Origin of the sequence: Streptomyces sp. NBC_00885, from assembly GCF_045207475.1 — a bacterium.
GTDB lineage: Bacteria > Actinomycetota > Actinomycetes > Streptomycetales > Streptomycetaceae > Streptomyces.
Genome location: NZ_CP108796.1, coordinates 1768056 through 1790178 on the forward strand (window position 1 = coordinate 1768056; position 22123 = coordinate 1790178).

The window sequence follows — 22123 nt, forward strand, 5'->3', positions numbered from 1 at the left end:
CCGCACCGCCGAAGACCCGCCGACTCCCCGGCCGCGTCCGATGTGACGTAAGAACCGGGCCTCCGAGAGGAAACCCTCCCGTGCCTGCCACCCGCACGACCCTGCGCCGCAGCATCGCTGCCGCCGCCGCTCTGCCGCTGCTCGCCGTGGCCCTCACCGCCTGCGGCTACGGTTCCGAGGCGAAGAAGGACGACAAGGTCGCTCCCGCCGCCAAGGGCGAGAAGCTTTCCGCCGACACGGTCAAGGTCGGCTACTTCCAGAACCTCACGCACGCCACGGCGCTGGTCGGCGACCAGGAGGGCCTGATCCAGAAGGAGCTGGGCGGCACCACGCTCAAGTCGACCACCTTCAACGCCGGTCCTTCAGAGATCGAGGCGCTGAACGCGGGCTCCATCGACATCGGCTTCATCGGCCCCTCGCCGTCCATCAACGGCTATACCAAGTCCAAGGGCAAGAACCTGCGCATCATCGGCGGCTCCGCCTCCGGCGGTGTGAAGCTGGTCGTCAACCCGGACAAGATCAAGACCCTGGACGACGTCAAGGGCAAGAAGATCGCCACGCCTCAACTCGGCAACACCCAGGACGTCGCGTTCCTGAACTGGATAGCCGAGAAGGGCTGGAAGGTCGACGCCCAGAGCGGCAAGGGTGACGTCTCCGTCGTCCGCACCGAGAACAAGGTGGCCCCCGACGCCTACAAGTCCGGCTCCATCGACGGCGCCTGGGTGCCGGAGCCCACGGCGTCCAAGCTGGTCAGCGAGGGCGCCAAGGTACTGCTCGACGAGTCGACACTGTGGCCCGACAAGAAGTTCGTGATCACGAACATCATCGTGTCGCAGAAGTTCCTCAAGGATCACCCGGACGTCGTCGAGGCCGTGCTGCGCGGTTCGGTGAAGACCAACGCCTGGATCAACGCCAACCCGGACAAGGCGAAGGCGTCCGCGAACGCCAAGCTCAAGGAGCTCACCGGCAAGGCGCTCGCACCCGAGGTGATCGACCCGGCCTGGAAGTCGATCCAGTTCACCGACGACCCGCTGGCCGCCACGCTGCAGACCGAGGCGGACCACGCGGTGAAGGCGGGCCTGCTCAAGGAACCCGACCTGGCCGGCATCTACGACCTGACGCTGCTCAACAAGGTCCTGGGCGCCGAGGGCAAGCCCCCGGTCGCCGACGCCTCCCTCGGCGTCAAGTAACCCCGCAGGCAACCCCGCATCCGACCGATTTCCCAGGAGGTGACGACCATGGCCACAGCGATCGCCAAGGCCGAAGACCGCGTGACGGTCGAGCACGCCGCCCGTCTCGAGCATGTCTCGAAGTCCTTCGCAGGACCGTCCGGGCAGCAGCTCGTCCTGGACGACATCACCCTTGATGTCGCTCCGGGCGAGTTCGTCACCCTCCTGGGAGCCTCCGGGTGCGGAAAGTCGACGCTGCTCAATCTGGTGGCAGGGCTGGACCGTCCGACCGCGGGGTCCATCGCGACCCCCGGCGGGCGGCCCGCCCTGATGTTCCAGGAGCACGCCCTGTTCCCGTGGCTGACCGCGGGCAAGAACATCGAACTGGCGCTGCGGCTGCGCGGTGTCCCCAAGACCGAGCGGCGCGCCGAGGCGCAGCGGCTGCTGGAGCTCGTACGGCTGCAGGGCGCGTACGGCAAGCGGGTGCACGAGCTGTCCGGCGGTATGCGGCAGCGCGTCGCCATGGCCCGGGCCCTGGCCCAGGACAGCCAACTGCTGCTGATGGACGAGCCGTTCGCGGCGCTGGACGCCATCACCAGGGACGTCCTGCACGACGAGCTGACCCGGATCTGGCGCGAGACGAACGTCTCGGTCCTCTTCGTCACGCACAACGTCCGTGAGGCGGTGCGGCTGGCCCAGCGTGTGGTGCTGCTGTCCTCTCGTCCGGGCCGAATCGCCCGCGAGTGGACCGTGGACATCGAGCAGCCGCGCCGTATCGAGGACGCCGCCGTGGCGGAGCTGTCCGTCGAGATCACCGAAGAACTGCGTGGGGAGATCCGCCGTCATGGCCAGCACTGAGACCAAGGCCGTCAGCAAGAGCGACGATCTGGCCGGACTCGAAGCCGGACTCGACGCACTCGACGCGGTGCAGGTACGCCGTACGCCAGTGCGCGAGGTGCTGGTCAAGAAGATCCTGCCGCCGCTGACCGCCGTCGCTCTGGTCCTCGTCGTGTGGCAGGTCCTGGTGGCGGCCAAGGTCACCGAGGAGGCAAGCCTGCCCGCACCATCCGCGGTGTGGGACAGCGTGTCCGACATGTGGCTACAGGGCACGCTGCTCGAGGTCGTCTGGACCAGCGTCTCGCGCGGTCTGCTCGGCTTCCTGCTGGCGCTCGCCATCGGTACACCGCTGGGACTGCTGGTCGCCCGGGTGAAGTTCGTCCGGGCCGCGATCGGTCCGATCCTGTCGGGTCTGCAGTCGCTGCCGTCCGTGGCCTGGGTGCCGCCCGCCGTCATCTGGCTCGGGCTGAACAACTCGATGATGTACGCGGTGATCCTGCTGGGCGCCGTGCCCTCGATCGCCAACGGCCTGGTGTCGGGCGTCGACCAGGTGTCGCCGCTCTATCTGCGGGCCGGCCGCACCCTCGGCGCGACCGGGCTCAAGGGCACCTGGCACATCGTGATGCCTGCGGCACTGCCCGGCTATCTCGCGGGCCTGAAGCAGGGCTGGGCCTTCTCCTGGCGCTCGCTGATGGCGGCGGAGATCATCGCCTCCTCCCCCGATCTCGGCCTGGGACTCGGGCAGTTGCTCGAGAACGGCCGCAACAACTCCGACATGCCGGGCGTCTTCCTCGCCATCCTGCTCATCCTGATCGTCGGTATCGCCATCGACCTGCTGATCTTCAGCCCGCTGGAGCGGTGGGTGCTGCGCAGCCGCGGTCTCCTCGTCAAGAACTGAGCCACCTCATGCCAAGGCCCGTCCTCCTCGTCATCGCCCACGGCAGCCGCGATCCGCGGCACGCCGCGACCGTGCATGCCCTGGTGGAGCGTGCCCGGTTGCTGCGGCCGGGGCTGCGCGTGGAGACGGGCTTCCTGGACTTCAACGCGCCGTCCGTACCGAGGGTGCTGGAGCGTCTTGCCGCCGAGGGCGCACGGGACGTGGTGGCGCTGCCGCTGCTGCTGACCCGCGCCTTCCACGCGAAGGCCGACATCCCCGCCGTACTGCGGGGGGCCCCGCCACGCCTGCGCATCCACCAGGCCGATGTCCTCGGCCCGTCCCCCCTGCTGCTGTCCGCCCTCGAACGGCGGCTGTACGAGGCCGGGCTGGACGCGTCCCACAAGCGCTCGACGGGCCTGGTACTGGCCTCGGCGGGCTCCACAGACCCGGAGGCGATCGCAGTGATCGCAGATGTAGCGCGGGAGCTGCGGCACACCGGTTGGTGCGCCGTGCGGCCTGCGTTCGCCTCCGCATCTCTTCCCCGCACCGAGGACGCGGTGCGGGCGCTGCGCGCCGAGGGCTGCGAGCGCGTGGCGGTGGCGCCGTATGTCATCGCCCCGGGCCGCCTCCCGGACCGCATCGCCGCGGGTGCGCGGGAGGCGGACGTGCTGGCCGATGTCCTGGGGCCGGCCCCGGAGCTGGCGGAGCTGCTCTTCCGGCGTTACGAGCAGGCGCGGACGCCTGCCCGCGCCTCGCTCGCCTTCACGGGGTGATCAGGCCGACGTACGGGCGCTACGTCGGGCACGCACCGCGCGATCCGGCGCCGAAACCGGTCTCATGGGCCCACAGATGGGCGCAGTTGGGGCACTGCAGATGCAGCAGGCTGCCCTTGTTGGACAGCAGATAGCGCCAGTGGTCGCTGCAGGTGCGCCCCGCCAGGCAGACGCCGCAGTCCCGGTGGTCGGCGCATCCCGGGCACGGCACCCAGGCCCGGCGCCCGGCATCGGCCGTCGGATCAAGCGGCAGCATGGCCCTCGCCCTCCCGTCCCGGAAGGACGCCGGCCGACACGAGCCGGTCGTAGGTCTCCTGCTGCTGCGGGTCCAGGTTCGAGTACAGCAGGCGGTACGCCTCCTGCTCACCCTCCAGCACGGCCACCGGGTCCCAGTCGTCTCCGATGGCCTCGAGCACCGCGGCGCGCCGCCTGGCCTCGTCGACGGTCAGGTCGATCTCGAGCTCATGGTGATCCGGAGTCTGGTCGTGGATCATGCGGTGCTTCTCTCGCCGGGTCGGTGGCCGAACCCGTCGTGTCTATCAAGGGCCTTCGAACCGAGGAAGCGTCAGTTCAAAGGGGCCGTCACCGCACGAAACGGACCGTCGACGCCCTGAAGTCACCTTCTTCACATAACGGCACAAAGGGCACCATGCGACCTCCGTCGTGTGAGGGACTGCACACGAAGCCCCCGCCCGCCCGTCCGGCGTGACAGCAGGCACGGCCACCTTTCAGGCCCGCGGGTGGCGTCCGCTCGTCGCCAGCGCCCGCTCGAAGGCGGAGGCATCGTCCCCCACGCGGACCGGCTCGGCGAAACCGTCGTACCGGCGGTAGACCTCGGCGTGCTCCTCGACCACCCGGAGCACGAACCGGCCCGCCTCGTCCGGGATTTCGAATCCCTGGCCGATGGAGCGGGCCAGGTCCCAGCCATGGACCGCGAGCTCCTTGACGAGGAGCGAGGCGATCTCGGGAGCGGGCATCGTCATGAAGCCGAGGTCGACATCGCCTTCCCAGACCGCCGGATCGGACCAGGCGGCAAGAGCACGGTCCAGCTGGGCAGCGTACTGCTCGGCCCAGTCGTCGGACGCCGCGAAGTCGCGCTTGGTGAGCTCCTCGGGGAGCTGCTTGCGCAGGGCGCGGTGCTCGAGGCCGTGGGAGGTGTACAGAACAAGGTGGTTGACGAGCTCCCGGACCTCCCAGTTCTCGCACACGGACGGGGCCGACAGCTGCTCGGCGGTGACCAGGCGGGCGACGCGGGCGGCTTCGGCGGCACAGGTGGTGAGGTGCGTGTGGATGCTGTTCATGCCGGCGAAGCTATGCCCCCGCTTCCGGCCGGTCTTGAAGGAACGCGACACCTTCTGAAGGAACGCGGCACCGCCGTCAGCCGAAGTTCAGGCTCCCGGTGCGGGTGCGCTTCAGCTCGAAGAAGTCCGGGTACCCGGCGATCACCCGGAAGCTGTCGAAGAGCCGGGCGGCCTCCTCGCCGCGCGGGATGGAGTTGAGGACGGGCCCGAACCAGACCGTGCCGTCGACATGGATGGTGGGCGTGCCGACATAGGCCTCGACGGCGGGGTCCCTGCCCGCGTCATGGCTGCGACGAACGGCATCGTCGTACGTCTCGTCGTACGCGGCGTCGGCGAGTGCCGCCGGCAGGCCGAGCTCGGCCAGCGACTCGGCGACGACCTTGTCGAAGTCTTTGTTGTCCTGCTCGTGGATACGCGTGCCGTAGGCGGTGTAGAGCGCGCGCAGTATTCCGTCACCGTGCTGCTCGGCCGCGGCTGTGGCGACCCGTACCGGGCGGATCGACTTGTCGACCAACTCGCGGTACCACTGGGGAAGTTCATTGCCCTGGTTGTGGAGATACAGACTCATCGGCCGGAAGCTCAGCTCGATGTCCCGCTTCTTCTCGACCTCGAGAATCCACCGGGAGGTGATCCAGGCGAAGGGGCAGGCGGGGTCGAACCAGAAGTCGACGACGGTCTTGGTTGCCTCGGTGCTCGTGGCGTTCATGGCCTCAGCGTAGGCACGGAGTGGCCCCGGCTCTCGGGCCACTCAGCGCTTGATTCACTGGGCCATTTCGTCTACCGGAGCCCTCTCGGTTCCGTGAACCTGGGTCACCGGGGCAGGTCGGACGGCGCTCCGCCTCCGCCGCGCCGCGTGCCCTGGTTGGCCGTGGGATCACTCACGGGTCAGCTCCGCCAGTTTGACGACGGTGTTCCAGTTACGGCTGGTGGCGACGATGCCCTTGAACAGGCTGGGCCTGCCGAGCGCTTCGGCCAGTTTGGAGCGGCCGAGGCCGTTCGGTGCGTACAGATACAGCGCCCGGTCGCCGAGCCGGCACTCCTCCGGCAAGAACGCCGCCGCGTCGATCGACGCGAGCCGCTCGGGTCCGACGGGCTGCGAGAAGTAGGTGACGTGCAGCTGCTTGCCCTCCAGCTCAGCGGCCGGGAAGGGGCAGTCGTCGACCACGGCCCGCAGATACGGGCCGCCGCGCACCAGGCAGTCGACGCCGAAGCCGAAGCGCTGCTGGATGGCACGCTCCAGCGCGGTTGCGAGCGCCTGCTCGTCGTCCGAGGCGCTACTGAAGACGGCGTTGCCGCTCTGCAGATACGTGGCGACGTCTCCGTGGCCCAGTTCCGTGAGCAGTTCACGGAGTTCGGCCATCGGGACCTTCTTGTGCCCGCCCACATTGATCCCGCGCAGTAGTGCCGCATACCTCGTGGTCATGGGCACACCATAAGGCGGCCGCCGCGCCCCGTGGGGGAGGGCACGGCGACCGCCGGCTCAGCGTCGCTGTCCGTCGGTTACTCGACGACCTTCAACAGCTTGTTGGGCGTGCCCGCGCTGGGGTTGGTGATCTTGTCGGCCGTGGCACCGTCGGTCAGCGCCTTGGCCACCTGCTCCGGGGTCGCGTCCTGGTGGGCGCCGAGGTAGACCGCCGCGGCGCCGACGACGTGCGGGGTCGCCATGGAGGTGCCGGAGATGGTCTTGGTGCCCTCGTCGCTGTCGTTCCACGCCGAGGTGATGTCCGAACCCGGGGCGTAGATGTCCACGATCTCGCCGAAGTTGGAGAACTCCGACTGCGCGTCCTCCTTGGTGGAGGAGGCGACGGTGATGGCCTCCTTGACGCGCGCCGGGGAGCCCTGGCTCGCGTCCGAGGACTCGTTGCCCGCCGCGACCGCGAAGGTGACGCCGGAGGCGATCGCCTTGCGGACGGCCTCGTCGAGCGCCTCGTCGGCGCCGCCGCCGAGGCTCATGTTGGCGACGGACGGCCCCTGGTGGTTCTTGGTGACCCAGTCGATGCCCGCGACGACCTGCTCGGTGGTGCCGGAGCCGTTGTCGTCGAGTACGCGGACGGCGACGACCTTCGCCTTCTTGGCGACGCCGTGGGCCGTACCGGCGATGGTGCCGGCGACATGGGTGCCATGGCCGTTGCCGTCGTCGGCGGAGTCGTCGTTGTCGACGGCGTCGAAGCCGTGCGCGGCGCGGCCGCCGAAGTCCTTGTGCGAGATGCGGACTCCGGTGTCGATGACGTACGCCGTCACACCCTCACCGGCGCTGTCCGGGTAGGTGTACTTCTTGTCGCCGGCGGTGTCGGCCTGGTCGATGCGGTCCAGGCCCCAGGACGGCGGGTCGTCCTGGGTCGCGTTGATCGAGAACTTCTTGTTCTGGACGACCTTGGCGACGGCCGGGTCGGCGGCGAGGCGCTTGGCCTCGGTCTCCGAAAGACCGCTGGCGGAGAAGCCGTTGATGGCGGAGCTGTAGTTGCGCTGCAGCTTGCCGCCGTACTCCTTGGCCAGGTCCTGCTTGTCGGCCTTCTTGTCCAGCATCACGATGTAGCTGCCGGCGACGGCGCCTTCGGCGTTCGCGCCGTAGACGGTGCCCTCGGCGGGAGTTGCGGCTCCCGCGAAGGACGTGCCGAATACGGTCACTCCGGCTGCGGCAGCCACGGCAGTTATGGCCGCGGTGAGCTTGATCCTGCTCGCGCGCTTGTGAGTTGCCATGAAGAGGGAACTCCTCGTCATTCAGTTTTTGTGGGGGGATTGGCCCGCGGACGAAAAAATTCCGGGGACCGACTCGAAACCCTGACCGATTGACGCGCCCAGATCAAGACCTTCATACAGCTGTGACTTAGTCAACAAGGTTTCGTAATAAGGAATCGGCCAGCGCCGTACAAGTCGGACTTTGCCCCCCAACTCCTTTACATGTAAGGGGCTTCCATCCTCCTTGTCGGGGAGGCGACCACTCCGAAAGGAGGAGAGAACACCGTGCGGGGTCACCGACGAGCAGGAGGAGAAGGCTTGATTCCGCCCTTAGTTTCGAAGCGGAGACGACGGCGCCGCGCCGACGTCACGCTTGAGGGGGCAGGGCTGTCATGGGAAACGCAGGAGGGGGTCCGCGCGGAGTCGCCGCGCGGGCCGGCGGCTGGAGCGCTCAGCACCGCTGGGCCGCCGTGGGGATCTGGGTGCTTTTCGTCCTGCTCGCCATGGTGGCCGGTTCGGCTGTGGGCACCGTCGAACTCAAGGACGACGAGCAGCTGAAGGGTGAGACCACCCAGGCCGCGAAGATCACAGCGAAGGCCGGTGTCGAGGAACCGGCCGGCGAGACGGTGCTCGTCCAGGCCCGCAACGGCTCGGTGAAAGCTACCGACGCGGGATTCCGCAAGGCCGTCGACGACGTGGTCAAGGCGGTCGGTGACACGGGTGCCGTCACCGCGGTGACGTCTCCGTACGACACCAAGAGCATCTCGAAGGACGGACGCAGCGCGCTCGTTCAGTTCGATGTGCGCGGAGACCCCGAGACGGCCGGTGACCGGATCGAGCCCGTGCTCAAGGCCGTTGCCACGGTCCAGGACAAGCACAAGGAGCTGCGGATCGAGGAGATCGGCGGCGCCAGCATGCGAAAGACCTTCGACGACGCGTTCGGCGACGACTTCCAGCAGGCGGAGCTCTCGGCGGTACCGGTCGCGCTCGGCATTCTGCTGATCGCCTTCGGCGCCCTGGTGGCCGCACTGCTGCCGGTGGGTCTGGCCATCACCGCGATCATGGCGACGACGGGGCTGATGGGCGTCGCCAGCCACTTCCAGCCGATGAGCGACAGCGCGAGCTCCGTGATGCTGCTGGTGGGTCTGGCGGTCGGCGTCGACTACTGCCTGTTCTATCTGCGGCGCGAGCGCGAGGAGCGGGCCGCGGGACACGACGCGCACACCGCGATGCAGATCGCCGCGGCGACCAGTGGCCGGGCCGTCATCGTCTCCGGTGTGACGGTGTGCGTGGCGATGGCCGGCATGCTCTTCACCGGCATCGGCACGTTCGAGTCGATGGGCCTGGCCTCGCTGATCGTGGTGGCCGTGGCGATGGTCGGCTCGGTAACGGTGCTGCCGGCGCTGCTTTCGCTGCTCGGCGAGCGGGTGGAGAAGGGGCGCATCCCCTTCCTCAACCGCAAGAAGCGCGGCGGGAACGGCACCGACAGCGGCAGCCGCGTGTGGACCCGGGTCCTCGCCGGCGTACTGAAGCGTCCCGTGGTGTCGCTGGTGGTGGCCGCCGGAGCGCTGGTCGCCATCGCACTGCCGGCTCTCGGCATGAAGACGCAGAACCTCACGCTGGACCAGGAGTTCGGCGACTCCGTGCCGATCGTGGCGACCTACGAACGGGTCAATGAGGCGTTCCCGGGCGGCGCGGACCCGGCAGTGGTCGTCGTCAAGGCGGACGACATCAACGCGGGGCCGGTGAAGCAGGGGATCGACGACTTCCGTAAGCAGGCGGTGAGTTCGGGCGCGTCTCGGGGGCCCATCGAAGTCGTCCGGCACGACGCACAGGGCATCGCGTTCGTATACGTACCGCTGGTGGGCGGCTCCGACCAGGACAAGGCGGAGAAGAGCCTGGACATCCTGCGCAAGGAGGTTCGTCCGGCGACACTCGGCAAGATCGACGGGCTCCAGGCGCCGATCACCGGTCAGGTCGCGGGCTCGAAGGACTTCAACGACCAGCTCACCGGGGCCGTGACACCCGTCTTCGCCTTTGTGGTGGTGTTCGCCTTCATCCTGATGCTGCTGTCGTTCAGGTCGCTGACGATCGCGATCACCTCGATCGTGCTCAACCTGCTGTCGGTGGGCGCGGCGTACGGCATTCTCACCGCGGTCTTCCAGCACGGCTGGGGAGCGTCGCTGGTCGGCGCGGAGGGCGTGGGCGCCATCGTCACGTGGCTGCCGCTGTTCCTCTTCGTGATCCTGTTCGGACTCTCGATGGACTACCACGTGTTCGTGGTGTCCCGGATCCGCGAGGCGAAGCTGGCGGGGCGCGGGACGCGGGACGCGATCACGCACGGCGTGGTGACGACCGCGGGCGTGGTCACGAGCGCGGCGGTCATCATGGTCGCGGTGTTCGCGATCTTCGGCACGCTGTCGATGCAGTCGATGAAGCAGATGGGCGTCGGCCTCGCGGCGGCGGTGCTGATCGACGCGACGATCATCCGGGGGGTGCTGCTTCCGGCGATCATGGCGCTGCTGGGCGAGCACAACTGGTACTTCCCGAAGTGGCTGCGGTGGCTTCCGGACATGACGCACGACGAGCCGGTCCTCCCGCCGAGCCGGCCGACGGCCCCGGGTACGCGTCACGACGACGACCGCCCGGACCCGGTACGGGTCTGAGGCTCAACGCCGGAGGGGCTGGATGTGCGGCCGAGCCGCACATTCCGGCCTCGCCGGCGTTTTCGGCGCGGGGTCTGGGGCGGAGCCCCAGTTCGGGAAGGGGGGGTGGGGGGCAAGCCCGCCGCAGGCGCACCGCCCGCCCCGCCTACCGCTGGTAGCGCGCCAGCACCAGATTCCCGTCCCTGACCAGCCGCTTCCTCAACTCCCCGCTACCGATCGCCCCGCTGTAGTACTCCTGCAGCGCCGGCGTCGCCACCTTGTCCTTCCACTCCGGATAGCCGCGCACCGACTGCGCCGGCGCCGACCGCAGATCACGCGCGAGCGCCACGCCCGTCGCCCAGCCGTCCTTCTCGGTGTGCAGCGTGGGGTCGGCGAGCGCCTCGGTGCCGGTCGGCAGCATCCAGTCGCCCTTCGCAAGACGCACCATGTTCCGCGGCCTCAGCATGAAGTCGATGAACTGCGCCGCCTCCTTCTTGTACGGACTGTCCTCGGCAACCGACAGCGTCTGAGGGCTCACCCCCTGGGCCGGGCCCTCGGGTCCGGCAGGCGCGGGCAGCACCGTCCACTCGAAGCCCTTGGGTGCCTGCTGCACGATCTGCTGCCGGTAGGAGAAGCCCAGCGGGACCATGGCGTACTTGCCGCCGAAGAATCCGGGCAACGTGTCCGAGCCGCCTGAGCCCAGGGTGGTGCGCGACGCGCTCTTGTCGGTGTTGACCTGGGCGTGGATGGTGCCGGGCACCACCGCGTCGCCGTCCGTGAATGCGACGGTGACCCTGCCGTCGTCCCCACGGTGGAACAGCTTCCCGCCTGCCGAAAGGCCCAGGTTGAGGGTGAGTGACACCGGTTCCTTGAGCGGCCAGGCGATGCCGTACTTCCCCTGCCCCATCGTGGCCGTCAGCGTCTTGGTGACCTCCCGGAACTCCTCCCAGCTCCAGGGCCGCCGATCCGTCGGGAGACGGACCCCCGACGCGTCCAGGATCTTCTTGTTGGCGATCAGGACGCGTGGTTCCTGGAGGAAGGGGACGCCATAGATCCCCTTGCCGAAGGTCGTCGTCTCCCAACTGCGTTCTGGGATGTCGGACCTGAGGCGCTGGGGCAGCAGCTCGCTCAGGTCGGCGAGATAACCGCCGTACGCGAAGTCGGCGAGGTCGTCGGACGCGTCATGGATGACGTCCGGCGCCTCGCCGCCTTCGAAAGAGGTCAGCAGCTGGTCATGGACGCTGTCCCAGCTGCCCTGGACGTAACGGACCTGGATGCCGGGATGGCTCGCGTTCCACTCCTTCACCAGCTCCTTGTTGGCGTCGACGGACTCCTTCTGCCAGGCCAGCGACTGGAAGCGCAGCGTGATCCTTGCGTCGGTGTTCCCCGCTCCGCCGCCCGAGCATCCGCTGAGCACAAGAGTGAGCGCGGCGGCCGCCGCCGACAACATCCGTACACGCATCACGACTTCACCGCCCCTGCGAGCATCCCGCCCGTGATCCGCTTCTGGATGATCGCGAAGATGACGAGCGAGGGGATCGTCGCGAGAAACGCGGCCGCGGCGAGCGGCCCGAGGTCGGCGACGCCCTCCGCGCCGAGGAAGTGGGTGAGGACGACGGGCAAGGTCTGTTTCTCCGGGGTCTTGAGCAGGACGAGTGCGAAGAAGAACTCGTTCCACGCGGTGATGAACGCGAACAGTGCGGTCGCGACGATGCCTGGCGCGAGCAGCGGCGCGGTGACCGAGACGAGCGTGCGTACCCTGCCCGCGCCGTCGACGGCCGCGGCCTCCTCCAGCTCGCGCGGCACGGCCCGTACGTAACCGACCAGCATCCAGAGCGCGAACGGCAGCGACCACACCACGTACACCATGATCAGACCGGACAGGGCGTTGATCAGATGCAGGTTCTTGAGGATCAGGAACAGCGGAATGATCACCAGGACGAACGGGAACGCCTGGCTGACCACGACCCAGCCGGTGGCGGCGGTGGAGAGCTTGGTGCGGTTGCGGGCCATGACATACGCCATGGGTGTCGCGATCACGACGGCGATGAGCGCGGCGGCGAGGGCCGCGACGAGGCTGTTGCCCGCGGCACGGAGAAGGGGCTGTTCGTCGAAGGCCTGGCGGAAGTTGTCGAGGGTGGGGTCCTCGGGGATCCAGGTGGGGTGCAGGGAGCCGAGTTCGCGGGGCGGTTTGAAGGCGGTGGAGATCAGCCACAGGAAGGGGAACGCGAGGAAGACGAGGTAGCACAGGAGCGCGAGGTACTGGCCGGTGCGGCCCGATCTGCTCGTGCGCAGCGCCGTCACTTCTCATCGCCTCCCTTGAGCCGTCCTACGAGATACAGGGCGAGCAGCACCGAGATCACCGCGACCATGACGCAGCCCATGGCCGCGGCGTAGCCGAACTGGCCGTAGCGGAAGGCCTCTTCGTAGGCGAACAGCATGGGGAGGCGGGTGCGTCCGCCGGGTCCGCCGTTGGTGAGCACATAGACCAGGGCGAACGAGTTGAAGTTCCAGATGAAATTGAGCGCGGTGATGGCGAGGGCGACGGGCCTGAGGGCGGGCCAGGTGACCGTGCGGAACCGGCGCCAGGCGCCCGCGCCGTCGAGGGCGGCGGCCTCGTGGAGTTCGTACGGGGTGTTCTGCAGGCCCGCGAGGAGCGCGACGGTGGTCTGCGGCATGCCCGCCCAGATCCCGACCACGATCACGGCGGGCAGGGCGGTGGCCAGTCCGGTGAGCCAGTCCCGCCCGTCGCCGAGGCCGAGATCGCGGATCGTCTCGTTCAGAATTCCGGCGTCGGGGTTGTAGACGAGCCGCCACATGATGCCGACGACGACTTCGGGCATGGCCCAGGGGATGATCGCGAGCGCCCGGGCCAGCCAGCGGAAGCGGAGGTTCTGGTTGAGCAGGAGGGCGAGGCCGAGGGCGAGCGCGAACTGGGGGACGGTGACGCCGGCCGCCCAGAGCAGGCCGATCCTGAACGAGTCCCAGAAGAGGGTGTCGTGGATCAGGTCCTGGAAGTTGAGCGTGCCGATCCATTCGGTGGGCTCGGTGCGGCCGGCCTGGGAGTCGGTGAAGGCGAGCGAGATGCCGTAGAGGAGTGGGCCGACGCTCAGGACGAGGATCGGGATGAGGGCAGGCAGTACGAGGAACCAGGCACCGTGGTCGAGTTGCTTTCCGGGCCGCGGCTTTCCGGGCGGCCGCCTTCCGGACTGCCTCTCGGACCGCGGCGCAGTGCTCGCCAGTGTCACGGAATCGACTCCCCCCAGTCCCGGTGGTCGCCTCGGCGGCCCCGTCATCGTGCTGACGGTCCGTCGGTTCGTCAAGCCAACCTGCGGGGATGCGAAACTTTGTCGCCATGAACGAGACACGTGCACGTGCCGTACTGGCGGCCGCCGGACTGCCCGCCGACGCCACGCTGCTGGCGCTCGGCGAGAACGCGGTGTTCGCGGCTGGCGAGGTGGTCGTCAAGATCGGCCGCGACGCGGAGCTGCTGGGACGTGCGGAACGTGAACTGGCCGTCGGCGCCTGGCTGGAGGAGTCCGGCGTCCCCGCCGTCCGCCCGGCAGAGCCGATGCCGCGCCTGGTGGAGGGTCATCCGGTCACGGTCTGGCACCGGCTGCCGGACCCGGTACGCGAGGCGGAGCCGGCGGATCTGGCAGGGCTGCTGCGGCTGATTCACGCCCTGCCGTCGCCCGCCTTCTCGCTTCCGCGGCGGGATGTGCTGGGCGGCGTCGAGCGGTGGCTACGGCTGGCGGGGGACGCGATCGCCCCGGCGGACGCGGCGTATCTGCGCGAACGCCGCGACGGTTTCGCGGAGGCGGCGTCCACACTGACGCCCCATCTGCAGCCCGGCCCGATCCACGGGGACGCGCTCCCCCGCAATGTCCACGTAGGCCCGGACGGGCCGGTCGTGGTGGACCTCGAAACCTTCTCGCAGGACCTGCGCGAACACGACCTGGTGGTCATGGCCTTGGCGCTCGACCGGTACGGGCTGGCGATGGAGGCCTACGAATCGTTCACGAGGGCGTACGGGTGGGATGTCCGCGAGTGGGACGGATGCGGGGTGCTGCGGGGCGCGCGGGAAACGGCGAGCTGCGCGTGGGTGGCGCAGCACGCGCCGACGAACCCGAGGGCGCGGGAGGAGTTCGCGAGGCGGGTGGCGTCGCTGCGGGAGGGAGCGGAAGGCGTCCGCTGGTACGCGTTTTGAGCTTCTCCACCCCGCCGCGGGCGATTGTCCAAGGGGTGTCCCGCAACGCCGAGCGGAGGCAAGGCCCGGATACTGCGGCACCTCGCGGTCCAGCCCGGCCCCGGTAGTGTCTGGTCGCAGCCCGGCTGATGAGGATGTTCCGGTGGTGGCGTATGACCGGAGCGGCCGAGTGGCTGCCGATATTTCCCGAGAGTGGAGTCAGGTGAAGGACGACGAGATACGCGCGCGCTTCGACGGCCGTGGCCGCGTCGAACTGCTGCCCGGCAATGACACAGCCTCGAAGCGGCGCCGGATCGAAGAGATCGCCCACGCGCTCGGCTACCGGCTGCTCGCCGTCCATAACCTCGGCCTCGCCGGAGTCCGGCTCGACTACGAACGCGACGACACCCCGCAAGCACGTCGCCGCAACGAGCTGACCATTGCCCGGTTGCGCGCGGGTGGGTCGCTGCTGCCGGCGATCGAGCCGCCTCCGCCCCCGCCACCAACTCCGCCGCCCCCGGCACCGTCACAGCTCCGGCCCCGGCAGTCCAGCCGTCCTCCGTCGGCGCCCCCGCCACCACCCCCGACCGCGGCTCCAGCCCGGCCACGGCTTCCACCCCCGCCACCGGGCCCGCCGCCCCCGCCTCCCGCACCGCCCATCACCCCAACCTCCTAAGGGCGTTCGCCCGTGCCCGGAGCGTCTGCGCTGCGGGTCCGGTAGGTCACCAGTCCCCACTGGCCATCCACGACAAGTGCCAGTCCGTGGTCTGCGAAGTGGGGCAACAGCCGTTGGATCCGAGCCCTGAGTGCCCGCAGTGTCAGGGGAAGGCTGGGAGTTCCCAGGAGCAGTCTCAGATCGTGGCAGCAGACGGGCCCTTGGGCCTGGGCGATCACGTGAAACAGCAGCCGCTGGCTTGCGGTGCGCTGGGGGTACGCAGGGGGCGGCGGTACTGGCGGGCAGCGTCTCAGGCTGGCACGGATGCGCCAGGCCAGTTCAGCAGCCGGTGCCTGCCGGTCGAGAACATTGACTGCCCCGGCAGAGAACGCGGCGAGGGCATCCCGCCCTTCGTGCCGCAAGATGGCAACGGGGGCGACAAGGGAAGCCGCCCGGACGAGTGCGACCAGCCCGCCGGCCTCCGTCGAGTGCGCGTCGAGCAGGATCATCGCCGGTCTTCGTTCCAGCATGGAGGCGCAGGCTGATTCGCTTCCCCAACGCACAGCGGCGCCGAGACTGAGACCGGCTGTGCCCAGCCTCATGGCCAATACCGAACTTGGGGTTTCATCCACCGACACCAAGGCCGGAACGTGTGGGCGGGCCGACGGGTCCGGATAAATGCGCCGCGTCGTCTGTGTGTACATTACTCATTCCCTTTGTCCTGCTGCTTTCGGCACGCGTCACCACGGCCGGGAGAGACACGGTGCGTGCCGCGGCGAACCGCCGAAACGAAAAGCAGGTGGCGAGCTGCTCCTCGAGAGCGCCCGTCAGACCCCGGCTGGGCACGGTGAGCCCGGACGTGCGTGCCTCACCGCCGTCCGGGGCGTCGAAGACTGCTGAATGTGGGTACAGGGACGGAGCGGCGATCTCTCAAGAACGCGAACACGGCGGCAGCCTACCGAGCCACGGAAAGAGAGCGGCATCCCAGGCTTCGAAGCACGTGCCCACTGTGCCGAAGCTTCTGTCATTGTTCCAGCGAACGTTTTCGATCGTCGATCATTAGAAAAACCGATGATTGCCGGCGGCCCGGAACGAGCCGAGTTCGTCGGGGAGATCCCGACAGGGCGGGCATGTGCGATCCGGGGCCGCGAGGCAGAGCCTGCGGAGGTCGATCGCCGACGCACTCACCCTCAAGCACCGCTCGGCGAGTATCAGTTCTCGACAGCGGCGGGATCTTCGGCCCCGGGGAAGGATGGCGGAGTGTCGTCTGCCGCGCGGCTGAAGTGTTTGTCAACCGCCCTGAGCAGCGCTCGGCGTCCGGCCTGGATGGCGGGGTGTTGGCTGCTGCCGCGGCGTACGGCGGTAACAAGTGTGCGCGTCCGCGGACCGAAGGGATCCGGCCGCAAGGGGATGGTCGGCCGCCGACCCAGCCACACGAGGTCTGGGAGCAGTGCGGCGGCATGCCCCTGTTCCGCGAGCCGCAGATGGAGAAGAAGGTCGGCCGACTCGTAGCGCACGTCGGGTTCGAATCCGGCGCCACGACACACGGTCATGGCCCAACTGCGGGCGGCCGTTCCCTCAGGTTCCATGACCCATGGGCGATCGGCCAGTATGCGCAGCATCTCCTGTGGCTTGGTCGCCTTGGTTACGCCCGGGTCGACTACGTGCAGAGCTTCTTGGCCGAGCACCTCCTGCTCGAGTTCGGCGGGGCGCGGGCTGGGATCACCCGGGTATTCGACGTCGATGACCAGGTCGACATCGCGGACGAGCAGGGCAGACAGCGCGCCTTCACGCTCCATCTGGGTGACCTCTATGCGAAGGCGAGGGTGGGCATCGCGCAGCAGCGTCAGTGCCGTCGGGACGAGAGTCAGCGCAGCAGTTTGGAAAGACGCTATGCGCAGGGTGCCGGTCAGCTCGCGCAGTGAGCCGGCAATGTCGACTTCGGCTTGTTCCAGCCGCTCCAGCACGGCTTCGGTGTGAGCGACCAGGATCTCAGCCTGAGGGGTCAGACGCACCCGTCGGCCCACGGGCTCAAGGAGCGGGACCCCGACCTCCGACTCCAGCAACGAGAGCTGCTGCGAGACCGAAGAAGGGCTGTATGACAACGCGGAGGCGACTGCAGCGAGCGTGCCCCGGTGCTTGAGCTCCCGCAGAAGGCGGAGTCGGTGGAGATCGAACATGAAGCCAGCCAAAGAATCGTCGCTTTCTCTAACGATTGTCACTCGAAAACATCCACTGGAGCAATGAGACGAGTGACGGCACAGTGGTCGCGTGGCTACGAAACCCTACGCACCTGTCCGGGACAGACAGGGCCGGCGCGGTGCGGCGGTGCTGTGCGAGCGGCCTCGCCGACCCGCACATCCTGCAGGTGGCGGGCCTCAACCGCTTCCGACACGACGCCATGGCGGTCATGGCCCACACCCTCGACCCGTGTGGAGACAACCCGCCCCATCGTGCGGCCCGACCGCACGAGACCTCAACAGAATGCGGAGACGAGACGTGAGTGAGCAATCCGCGGACCACTTAGGTTCCGCGCCCCGTTTCCGGCCGGATGAACAAGGCAGACGCGGACAGCGAGATCGAGGGCTGACGGTGACTCAGCCCGTAGAGGAGACCAGCTCCCCTGAACATAGGCAGCGGAAGGCAGCTGTCATTCGTGAGCCCCGCCATGTCCCGCTCGCCCATGTGGTGCGCGGGGACATCGTCGAGGGCGTGCATTACGGCTCGGTCGTCGTGCTGTCCGCCGACGGTGGCGTTGCATTCCAGGCCGGCGACATCGAGGCGGCGTTCTATCCCTCCTCCGCGCTCAAGCCGGTCCAGGTCGTGGGCATGCTGCGCGCCGGGCTGTCGCTGGACGGCGAATTGCTGGCGTTGGCTGTGGCAAGCCACTCGGGCGAGGAGCGCCATCTCGTCGGCGTCCAGGGCATGTTGTCCTTTGCGGGGCTGGCCGAAGCCGACCTGGGCAATGCGCCTGACTGGCCTTGCGATCCCGCGGTGCGCGAGGCGTGGGTCCGTTGTGGTCGCGGCTTGTCCCGGCTCGCGCAGAACGGATCCGGCACGCACGCAGCCATGTTGGTGACGGCCAAGGCCAGGGGCTGGCCGCTCGACGATTACCTCCATTCCGGGCATCCGCTGCAGCGGTCGATCGCCGAGGCAGTGGAGGATCTGACGGGCGAGCGCATCGCGCGGGTGACGGTCGACGAGTGTGGAGCACCACTCTTCTCTGTTTCGCTGCGAGGCCTCACTCGAGCGGTGTCCCAGATTGCCTCTGCGGACCCGGGAACTGAAGAGGCGGGGGTCTCCAACGCCATACGCAACTATCCGGAGATGGCTTCCGGGAGTTGGCGGGATGCGGCGCGGCTGATGAGAGCCGTCCCAGGCCTGTTGGCCAAGGACGGGTTCGAAGGGATCCAGGTAGCGGCACTGCCCGATGGCCGGGCGGTCGGAGTGAAGATCTCTGACGGTGGCGATCGCGCGATGATGCCGGTGATCGCGGCTGCTCTCGCACTGTGTGGAGTCGACCGGGGTGTCCTCACGGAGTTCGCCAGCAGGCCCGTACTGAGCGGCATGAGCATGGTCGGCAGTCTGAGAGCTGCCGGTGCACTGACCTCCGACTTTTCCGCCGTACCGCCGGCTTCTGAGGCATAGGGGCAGCCGTTCGTACACCACCCGCATGCACACCGCACTGAACGAATAAGACGGAAACGCCGGCAACGTCGGCAATGGAGAGGACCGCTTCGATGACCAAATCGCAGCAGCCTGAAATTCAGCAGCCCACCGATCTGCTCGCGCTCGCCGTGGGCACGGCCAGGAGAAACCCCCGCGGCTTTCTCGCCGGCGCCGACCACGCGGGGCGCCCGCACGTGCGCCTGATGCAGCACCTCGTCGTCGACGACGACGCGACGGTGTGCTTCGGCACCAGCCGGCGCTCACGCGAGGTCGCCGGTATCGCGGGCGCTCCCGAGGTCGGCTACGCGATCGAGGACCGCGCCGCGTTCTCGTACGTCACGCTCTACGGGCGGCTGGTCGATGACCAGGCGAGGTGGCTCGAACTGTGGGACGACGAACCCGGCATCCGGTTCTTCCCGGACAGGCCGACCCGCGGCGACTTCGACCTGCTGGAGCTGGTTCCGCACCGCATCGAGCTGGTGGACTTCACTGCGCGGGTCAATCCCGAGCCCCAGGGGCTGGTCCCCGCAGTGATCGAGAAGACGGGGACCGGGTGGGAGCCGAGGATCGCGCAACGCGCCACGGACCACGCCACCGGAAGCCGCGCGTGAGGGCCGCGGCGGCCCGTACGCCACCTTCGACCAGGGATACGGCGCGCGGCTCAGAGCCGATCCGCGGATCACGCGCCTGATCGACGAGGCCTGGGCTCTTACGACTTCCGCGCTCAATCACGGTCGCCGAATTCGGCATCGCGGTCTGATGCTGGAGAAAGTACGGCCCAACGTGCCCAGCGGCGGCCCATGCCGACGCGGCCCCGGCTGCCGGCTCGTCAGGTCGGGCGGTTCTGGTCCCGCATCATGTTCCGCAAAGCCGAACAAACCGGGGGCCGCCGCCCCGGACCTCGCGCCTCAAACGCCCCCAGACCTCGTCTGGGGGACCCCACAAGGCTGGATATGCGGCGGCCGCATATCCAGCCCGTCCGGCGATGCGGCCCCCGCTCAGCCCACCACGCTCGCCGGCTCCCGCAGCGGCCACGCGCCGTCCACAACCGCGTCCCGCTCGCCCTTCCCCCGCAGGAAGCGCTGGAAGTCCTCCGCCCACTCCGCGTACCACTGGATCTGACACTCGTGCAGCTCAGCCGGTGTCAGTGCTGCAACCGCCTCATGGCGGGTCGCTATCGCGCAGGCCACCCGGACCGCCGCCAGCGCGTCCGCCGTGGCGTCGTGGGCCGCGTCCAGCCGGACGCCGTACTCGGCGCAGACCGCCTCCAGATTGCGCTTGCCCTTGCGATAGCGGTCGACCGCACGGTCGATGGTGTACGGGTCGATCACGGGGCCGATCGGGCGGCCGTCCAGCCGGGCGCTCAGCGAGGGCAGGCCGTGGCGCCGCAACTCGGCCGTCAGCAGCGTCAGATCGAATGCCGCGTTGTACGCGACGACCGGCACCCCCTGCGTCCAGTACCCCGTCAGCATCTGGGCGACCTCGTCCGCGACGTCCCGCGCCGGGCGGCCCTCGGCCGTCGCGTGCTCGCTGCTGATGCCGTGGATCGCGGACGCCTGTGCCGGGATGCGGATCCCCGGGTCCGCCAGCCAGCCCCGCTGCCGTACCGGCTCCCCCGCCCGGACCTCGACGACCGCCGCCGTCACGATCCGCGCCTCCTGCGGCTCCGTCCCTGTCGTCTCCAGGTCGAAGCCGACCAGCGGTTCCCCGTGCCAAGCCATCGTGGCCCCCTCCTCTGTGGTGCGGTGGTGCTTCCCCCGTGGGCTGCCCCGCGGACGTCAATGGGCATCACCCATGGGCTTCCCCCATCGGGTATTCACCCTCCCACGCGCCACTGACAACTCAGGAAACCGGCCGCGAGTCCGCCCACACGGACTCGAACTCCTCGCGGTATGTCTGGAACAGGCCGTTTTCACTGTCCTGGCCGGCGCGGACGACCGCCCGTCCGCCGCCCCGCAGCACCAGGACCGGCGCCTCCATGCCCCGCGCCTTGCGCAGATATGACTGGACGACCGCCAAGCCGTCCGGACCGTCGCCGTCGACGAGGTAGGCCGTGAAGCGGGGGGTCTCGTCGAAGACCTGGATCTCGAAGGCACCCGGGTCGCGCAGCCGGGAGCGCACCCGGCGCATATGGAGGATGTTCATCTCGACCGTACGGCTCAACTCACCCTTCTTGAGGCCGAGTTCGCGCTCCCGCCGTTTGACCGCACTGCTCGCCGGGTTCAGGAACAGCAGCCGCACCCGGCAGCCCGACTCGGCCAGCCGGACCAGCCTGCGGCCGGAGAAGTTCTGGACGAGGAGGTTCAGGCCTATGCCGATCGCGTCGAGACGGCGCGCCCCGCCGAAGAGGTCTTCGGCCGGGATCTGGCGCTGCAGGCGCACCCGGTCCGGGTGGACGGAGACCACGTCCGCGTAGCGGTCGCCGACGAGCTCCTCGACCGCGTCGACGGGGAGCCGGTCGGCGGAGGGAACACCGGCGCCGCTGCCGAGTATCTCCAGGAGGCGGGCGGAGGCCCGCTCCGCCTGGGCGAGAACCGCTTCGTTCAGCGCCCTGTTGCGGGAGACGACGTTGCGCGCCACCTCCAGCTCGTCCAGCGCCAGCTCCACATCGCGCCGGTCGTCGAAGTACGGCTCGAAGCACGGCCAGTGCTGGACCATCAGCTCCCGCAGCTGAGGGAGCGTGAGAAAGGACAGAACATTGTCGTCCGCGGGGTCCAGCAGATAGCCCTTGCGGCGCGAGACCTCCCGGACCGCGACAGCACGCTGCACCCACTCCTGCCCGGCGGGACCCGCCGCGGCCACCACCCATTCGTCGCCGTGCACCGGCTCGTAGATCGGGCGCAGCACCGCGGCCACGACCGCCCGCAGCCGCTGTTCCACGAGGTTCAGCCAGATGTAGGCGCGCCCGGCGCGCTGGGCGCGCGTACGGACCTCGCTCCAGGCGTCCGCGCCCCAGTCCAGTTCCGCCCCGATCTCCACAGGTCTGGCGAGGGAGACCGCTCCTGGCGGGACGTCGGCGGCTTCCCCCTCATGACCTGCGTCACCGGGGGGAAGCTCCAGCCCTCCCGAGCTCACCCAACTACCGCCTTCTCTGGCCCTTCAACGATCAAGGAAGACTACTCCGCCCGCGGTACACGCTGCAGCCGGATCGGCACTGTACTTTCCCAACTCCCTTGTCAAGTCCGGCCGTTTCCGCCAGGCGAGATCTGCCGGAGTGAGCTGATTCATAGCGGTTGCTTCCTGGGGCGAAACACGGAACCCGATGTTGACCGCGTCGTCCACCGCTGCGGGTGCCTCTTACGGGCAATACTTTCGGGGAGGATCTGGGCCAA

Annotated in this window: 21 protein-coding genes; 9 read left to right on the forward strand and 12 right to left on the reverse strand. The window is 68.8% G+C overall.

Annotated elements, in window-relative coordinates; all coding sequences use genetic code 11:
* The first annotated feature begins 80 nt into the window (after window positions 1-80).
* Genes OHA61_RS08030 through OHA61_RS08045 form a run of 4 tightly spaced genes read left to right on the forward strand, consistent with a single transcriptional unit; the run spans window position 81 to window position 3656 of the window.
* Window positions 81-1190, forward strand: a complete 1110-nt coding sequence (locus OHA61_RS08030; protein WP_406302434.1) for an aliphatic sulfonate ABC transporter substrate-binding protein — start codon at window positions 81-83, stop codon at window positions 1188-1190.
* 48 nt (window positions 1191-1238) lie between these two features.
* The gene (locus OHA61_RS08035; RefSeq protein WP_328667376.1) at window positions 1239-2027 is read left to right on the forward strand and encodes an ABC transporter ATP-binding protein; all 789 of its coding nucleotides are present in this window, start codon (window positions 1239-1241) and stop codon (window positions 2025-2027) included.
* Window positions 2014-2904 carry an ABC transporter permease gene (locus OHA61_RS08040; RefSeq protein ID WP_361912143.1) on the forward strand — a complete coding sequence of 297 codons (891 nt, stop codon included), beginning with the start codon at window positions 2014-2016 and terminating at the stop codon, window positions 2902-2904. The genes OHA61_RS08035 and OHA61_RS08040 overlap by 14 nt, the downstream gene beginning before the upstream one ends.
* A gap of 8 nt (window positions 2905-2912) precedes the next feature.
* Window positions 2913-3656, forward strand: a complete 744-nt coding sequence (locus tag OHA61_RS08045) for a sirohydrochlorin chelatase (protein ID WP_406302435.1) — start codon at window positions 2913-2915, stop codon at window positions 3654-3656.
* 19 nt (window positions 3657-3675) lie between these two features.
* Here the strand turns inward: OHA61_RS08045 and OHA61_RS08050 are convergent, their stop codons facing one another.
* The 6 genes from OHA61_RS08050 to OHA61_RS08075 form a co-directional block, all read right to left on the reverse strand.
* Window positions 3676-3912: a hypothetical protein gene (locus tag OHA61_RS08050; RefSeq protein WP_324989933.1), complete on the reverse strand. Its 237-nt coding sequence runs from the start codon at window positions 3910-3912 to the stop codon at window positions 3676-3678.
* Complete coding sequence (locus OHA61_RS08055; RefSeq protein ID WP_406302436.1) at window positions 3899-4150, reverse strand: DUF6400 family protein; 252 nt, start codon at window positions 4148-4150, stop codon at window positions 3899-3901. The genes OHA61_RS08050 and OHA61_RS08055 overlap by 14 nt, the downstream gene beginning before the upstream one ends.
* A gap of 234 nt (window positions 4151-4384) precedes the next feature.
* Entirely contained in the window at window positions 4385-4957 is a 573-nt protein-coding gene (locus OHA61_RS08060) for a TIGR03086 family metal-binding protein (RefSeq protein ID WP_406302437.1), read from the reverse strand.
* Window positions 4958-5033: 76 nt separating this feature from the next.
* Complete coding sequence (locus OHA61_RS08065; protein ID WP_406302438.1) at window positions 5034-5663, reverse strand: DsbA family protein; 630 nt, start codon at window positions 5661-5663, stop codon at window positions 5034-5036.
* A gap of 168 nt (window positions 5664-5831) precedes the next feature.
* Window positions 5832-6380: a DUF1697 domain-containing protein gene (locus OHA61_RS08070; protein ID WP_406302439.1), complete on the reverse strand. Its 549-nt coding sequence runs from the start codon at window positions 6378-6380 to the stop codon at window positions 5832-5834.
* 77 nt (window positions 6381-6457) lie between these two features.
* On the reverse strand, window positions 6458-7657 hold the full coding sequence (locus tag OHA61_RS08075; protein ID WP_406302440.1) for a S8 family peptidase: 1200 nt from the start codon (window positions 7655-7657) through the stop codon (window positions 6458-6460).
* 371 nt (window positions 7658-8028) lie between these two features.
* On the opposite strand from OHA61_RS08075, the gene OHA61_RS08080 reads away from it, so the two are divergent.
* On the forward strand, window positions 8029-10302 hold the full coding sequence (locus tag OHA61_RS08080; RefSeq protein WP_406302441.1) for an MMPL family transporter: 2274 nt from the start codon (window positions 8029-8031) through the stop codon (window positions 10300-10302).
* Window positions 10303-10447: 145 nt separating this feature from the next.
* Here the strand turns inward: OHA61_RS08080 and OHA61_RS08085 are convergent, their stop codons facing one another.
* From OHA61_RS08085 to OHA61_RS08095, 3 genes are read right to left on the reverse strand one after another with little or no spacing between them, the layout of a single operon-like run.
* Window positions 10448-11743: an ABC transporter substrate-binding protein gene (locus OHA61_RS08085; protein ID WP_406302442.1), complete on the reverse strand. Its 1296-nt coding sequence runs from the start codon at window positions 11741-11743 to the stop codon at window positions 10448-10450.
* Entirely contained in the window at window positions 11743-12585 is an 843-nt protein-coding gene (locus OHA61_RS08090) for a carbohydrate ABC transporter permease (RefSeq protein WP_406302443.1), read from the reverse strand. Before OHA61_RS08090 ends, OHA61_RS08085 begins: the two co-directional genes overlap by 1 nt.
* On the reverse strand, window positions 12582-13577 hold the full coding sequence (locus tag OHA61_RS08095; RefSeq protein ID WP_406302444.1) for a carbohydrate ABC transporter permease: 996 nt from the start codon (window positions 13575-13577) through the stop codon (window positions 12582-12584). The genes OHA61_RS08090 and OHA61_RS08095 overlap by 4 nt, the downstream gene beginning before the upstream one ends.
* Before the next feature lie 59 nt (window positions 13578-13636).
* Between OHA61_RS08095 and OHA61_RS08100 the strand changes: the two genes are divergently transcribed.
* Both OHA61_RS08100 and OHA61_RS08105 read left to right on the forward strand, forming a co-directional pair.
* Entirely contained in the window at window positions 13637-14488 is an 852-nt protein-coding gene (locus OHA61_RS08100) for a phosphotransferase enzyme family protein (RefSeq protein WP_406302445.1), read from the forward strand.
* A gap of 202 nt (window positions 14489-14690) precedes the next feature.
* Entirely contained in the window at window positions 14691-15143 is a 453-nt protein-coding gene (locus OHA61_RS08105; protein WP_406302447.1) for a hypothetical protein, read from the forward strand.
* A gap of 1190 nt (window positions 15144-16333) precedes the next feature.
* Here OHA61_RS08105 and OHA61_RS08110 read toward each other — a convergent pair.
* The gene (locus tag OHA61_RS08110) at window positions 16334-17302 is read right to left on the reverse strand and encodes a LysR substrate-binding domain-containing protein (protein WP_406302449.1); all 969 of its coding nucleotides are present in this window, start codon (window positions 17300-17302) and stop codon (window positions 16334-16336) included.
* A 505-nt stretch (window positions 17303-17807) separates the two neighbouring features.
* Here OHA61_RS08110 and OHA61_RS08115 point away from each other — a divergent pair.
* Window positions 17808-18770, forward strand: coding sequence for an asparaginase (locus OHA61_RS08115; protein WP_406302451.1), 963 nt, complete (start codon window positions 17808-17810; stop codon window positions 18768-18770).
* Window positions 18771-18862: 92 nt separating this feature from the next.
* Window positions 18863-19402 carry a pyridoxamine 5'-phosphate oxidase family protein gene (locus OHA61_RS08120; protein ID WP_406302452.1) on the forward strand — a complete coding sequence of 180 codons (540 nt, stop codon included), beginning with the start codon at window positions 18863-18865 and terminating at the stop codon, window positions 19400-19402.
* Window positions 19403-19789: 387 nt separating this feature from the next.
* Here the strand turns inward: OHA61_RS08120 and OHA61_RS08125 are convergent, their stop codons facing one another.
* Both OHA61_RS08125 and OHA61_RS08130 read right to left on the reverse strand, forming a co-directional pair.
* Window positions 19790-20512, reverse strand: a complete 723-nt coding sequence (locus OHA61_RS08125; RefSeq protein WP_406302453.1) for a 3'-5' exonuclease — start codon at window positions 20510-20512, stop codon at window positions 19790-19792.
* 121 nt (window positions 20513-20633) lie between these two features.
* Window positions 20634-21866: an SAV2148 family HEPN domain-containing protein gene (locus OHA61_RS08130; protein WP_389370176.1), complete on the reverse strand. Its 1233-nt coding sequence runs from the start codon at window positions 21864-21866 to the stop codon at window positions 20634-20636.
* Window positions 21867-22123 lie beyond the last annotated feature (257 nt).

What these genes read in the sequence shown, in the direction of transcription:
- OHA61_RS08035 (WP_328667376.1), top strand. Translation starts at nt 1,239, where the DNA reads ATGGCCACAGCGATCGCCAAGGCCGAAGACCGCGTGACGGTCGAGCAC.
- OHA61_RS08040 (WP_361912143.1), top strand. Translation starts at nt 2,014, where the DNA reads ATGGCCAGCACTGAGACCAAGGCCGTCAGCAAGAGCGACGATCTGGCC.
- OHA61_RS08045 (WP_406302435.1), top strand. Translation starts at nt 2,913, where the DNA reads ATGCCAAGGCCCGTCCTCCTCGTCATCGCCCACGGCAGCCGCGATCCG.
- OHA61_RS08050 (WP_324989933.1), bottom strand. Translation starts at nt 3,912, where the DNA reads ATGCTGCCGCTTGATCCGACGGCCGATGCCGGGCGCCGGGCCTGGGTG.
- OHA61_RS08055 (WP_406302436.1), bottom strand. Translation starts at nt 4,150, where the DNA reads ATGATCCACGACCAGACTCCGGATCACCATGAGCTCGAGATCGACCTG.
- OHA61_RS08060 (WP_406302437.1), bottom strand. Translation starts at nt 4,957, where the DNA reads ATGAACAGCATCCACACGCACCTCACCACCTGTGCCGCCGAAGCCGCC.
- OHA61_RS08065 (WP_406302438.1), bottom strand. Translation starts at nt 5,663, where the DNA reads ATGAACGCCACGAGCACCGAGGCAACCAAGACCGTCGTCGACTTCTGG.
- OHA61_RS08070 (WP_406302439.1), bottom strand. Translation starts at nt 6,380, where the DNA reads ATGACCACGAGGTATGCGGCACTACTGCGCGGGATCAATGTGGGCGGG.
- OHA61_RS08075 (WP_406302440.1), bottom strand. Translation starts at nt 7,657, where the DNA reads ATGGCAACTCACAAGCGCGCGAGCAGGATCAAGCTCACCGCGGCCATA.
- OHA61_RS08080 (WP_406302441.1), top strand. Translation starts at nt 8,029, where the DNA reads ATGGGAAACGCAGGAGGGGGTCCGCGCGGAGTCGCCGCGCGGGCCGGC.
- OHA61_RS08085 (WP_406302442.1), bottom strand. Translation starts at nt 11,743, where the DNA reads ATGCGTGTACGGATGTTGTCGGCGGCGGCCGCCGCGCTCACTCTTGTG.
- OHA61_RS08095 (WP_406302444.1), bottom strand. Translation starts at nt 13,577, where the DNA reads ATGACGGGGCCGCCGAGGCGACCACCGGGACTGGGGGGAGTCGATTCC.
- OHA61_RS08100 (WP_406302445.1), top strand. Translation starts at nt 13,637, where the DNA reads ATGAACGAGACACGTGCACGTGCCGTACTGGCGGCCGCCGGACTGCCC.
- OHA61_RS08110 (WP_406302449.1), bottom strand. Translation starts at nt 17,302, where the DNA reads ATGTTCGATCTCCACCGACTCCGCCTTCTGCGGGAGCTCAAGCACCGG.
- OHA61_RS08120 (WP_406302452.1), top strand. Translation starts at nt 18,863, where the DNA reads ATGACCAAATCGCAGCAGCCTGAAATTCAGCAGCCCACCGATCTGCTC.
- OHA61_RS08125 (WP_406302453.1), bottom strand. Translation starts at nt 20,512, where the DNA reads ATGGCTTGGCACGGGGAACCGCTGGTCGGCTTCGACCTGGAGACGACA.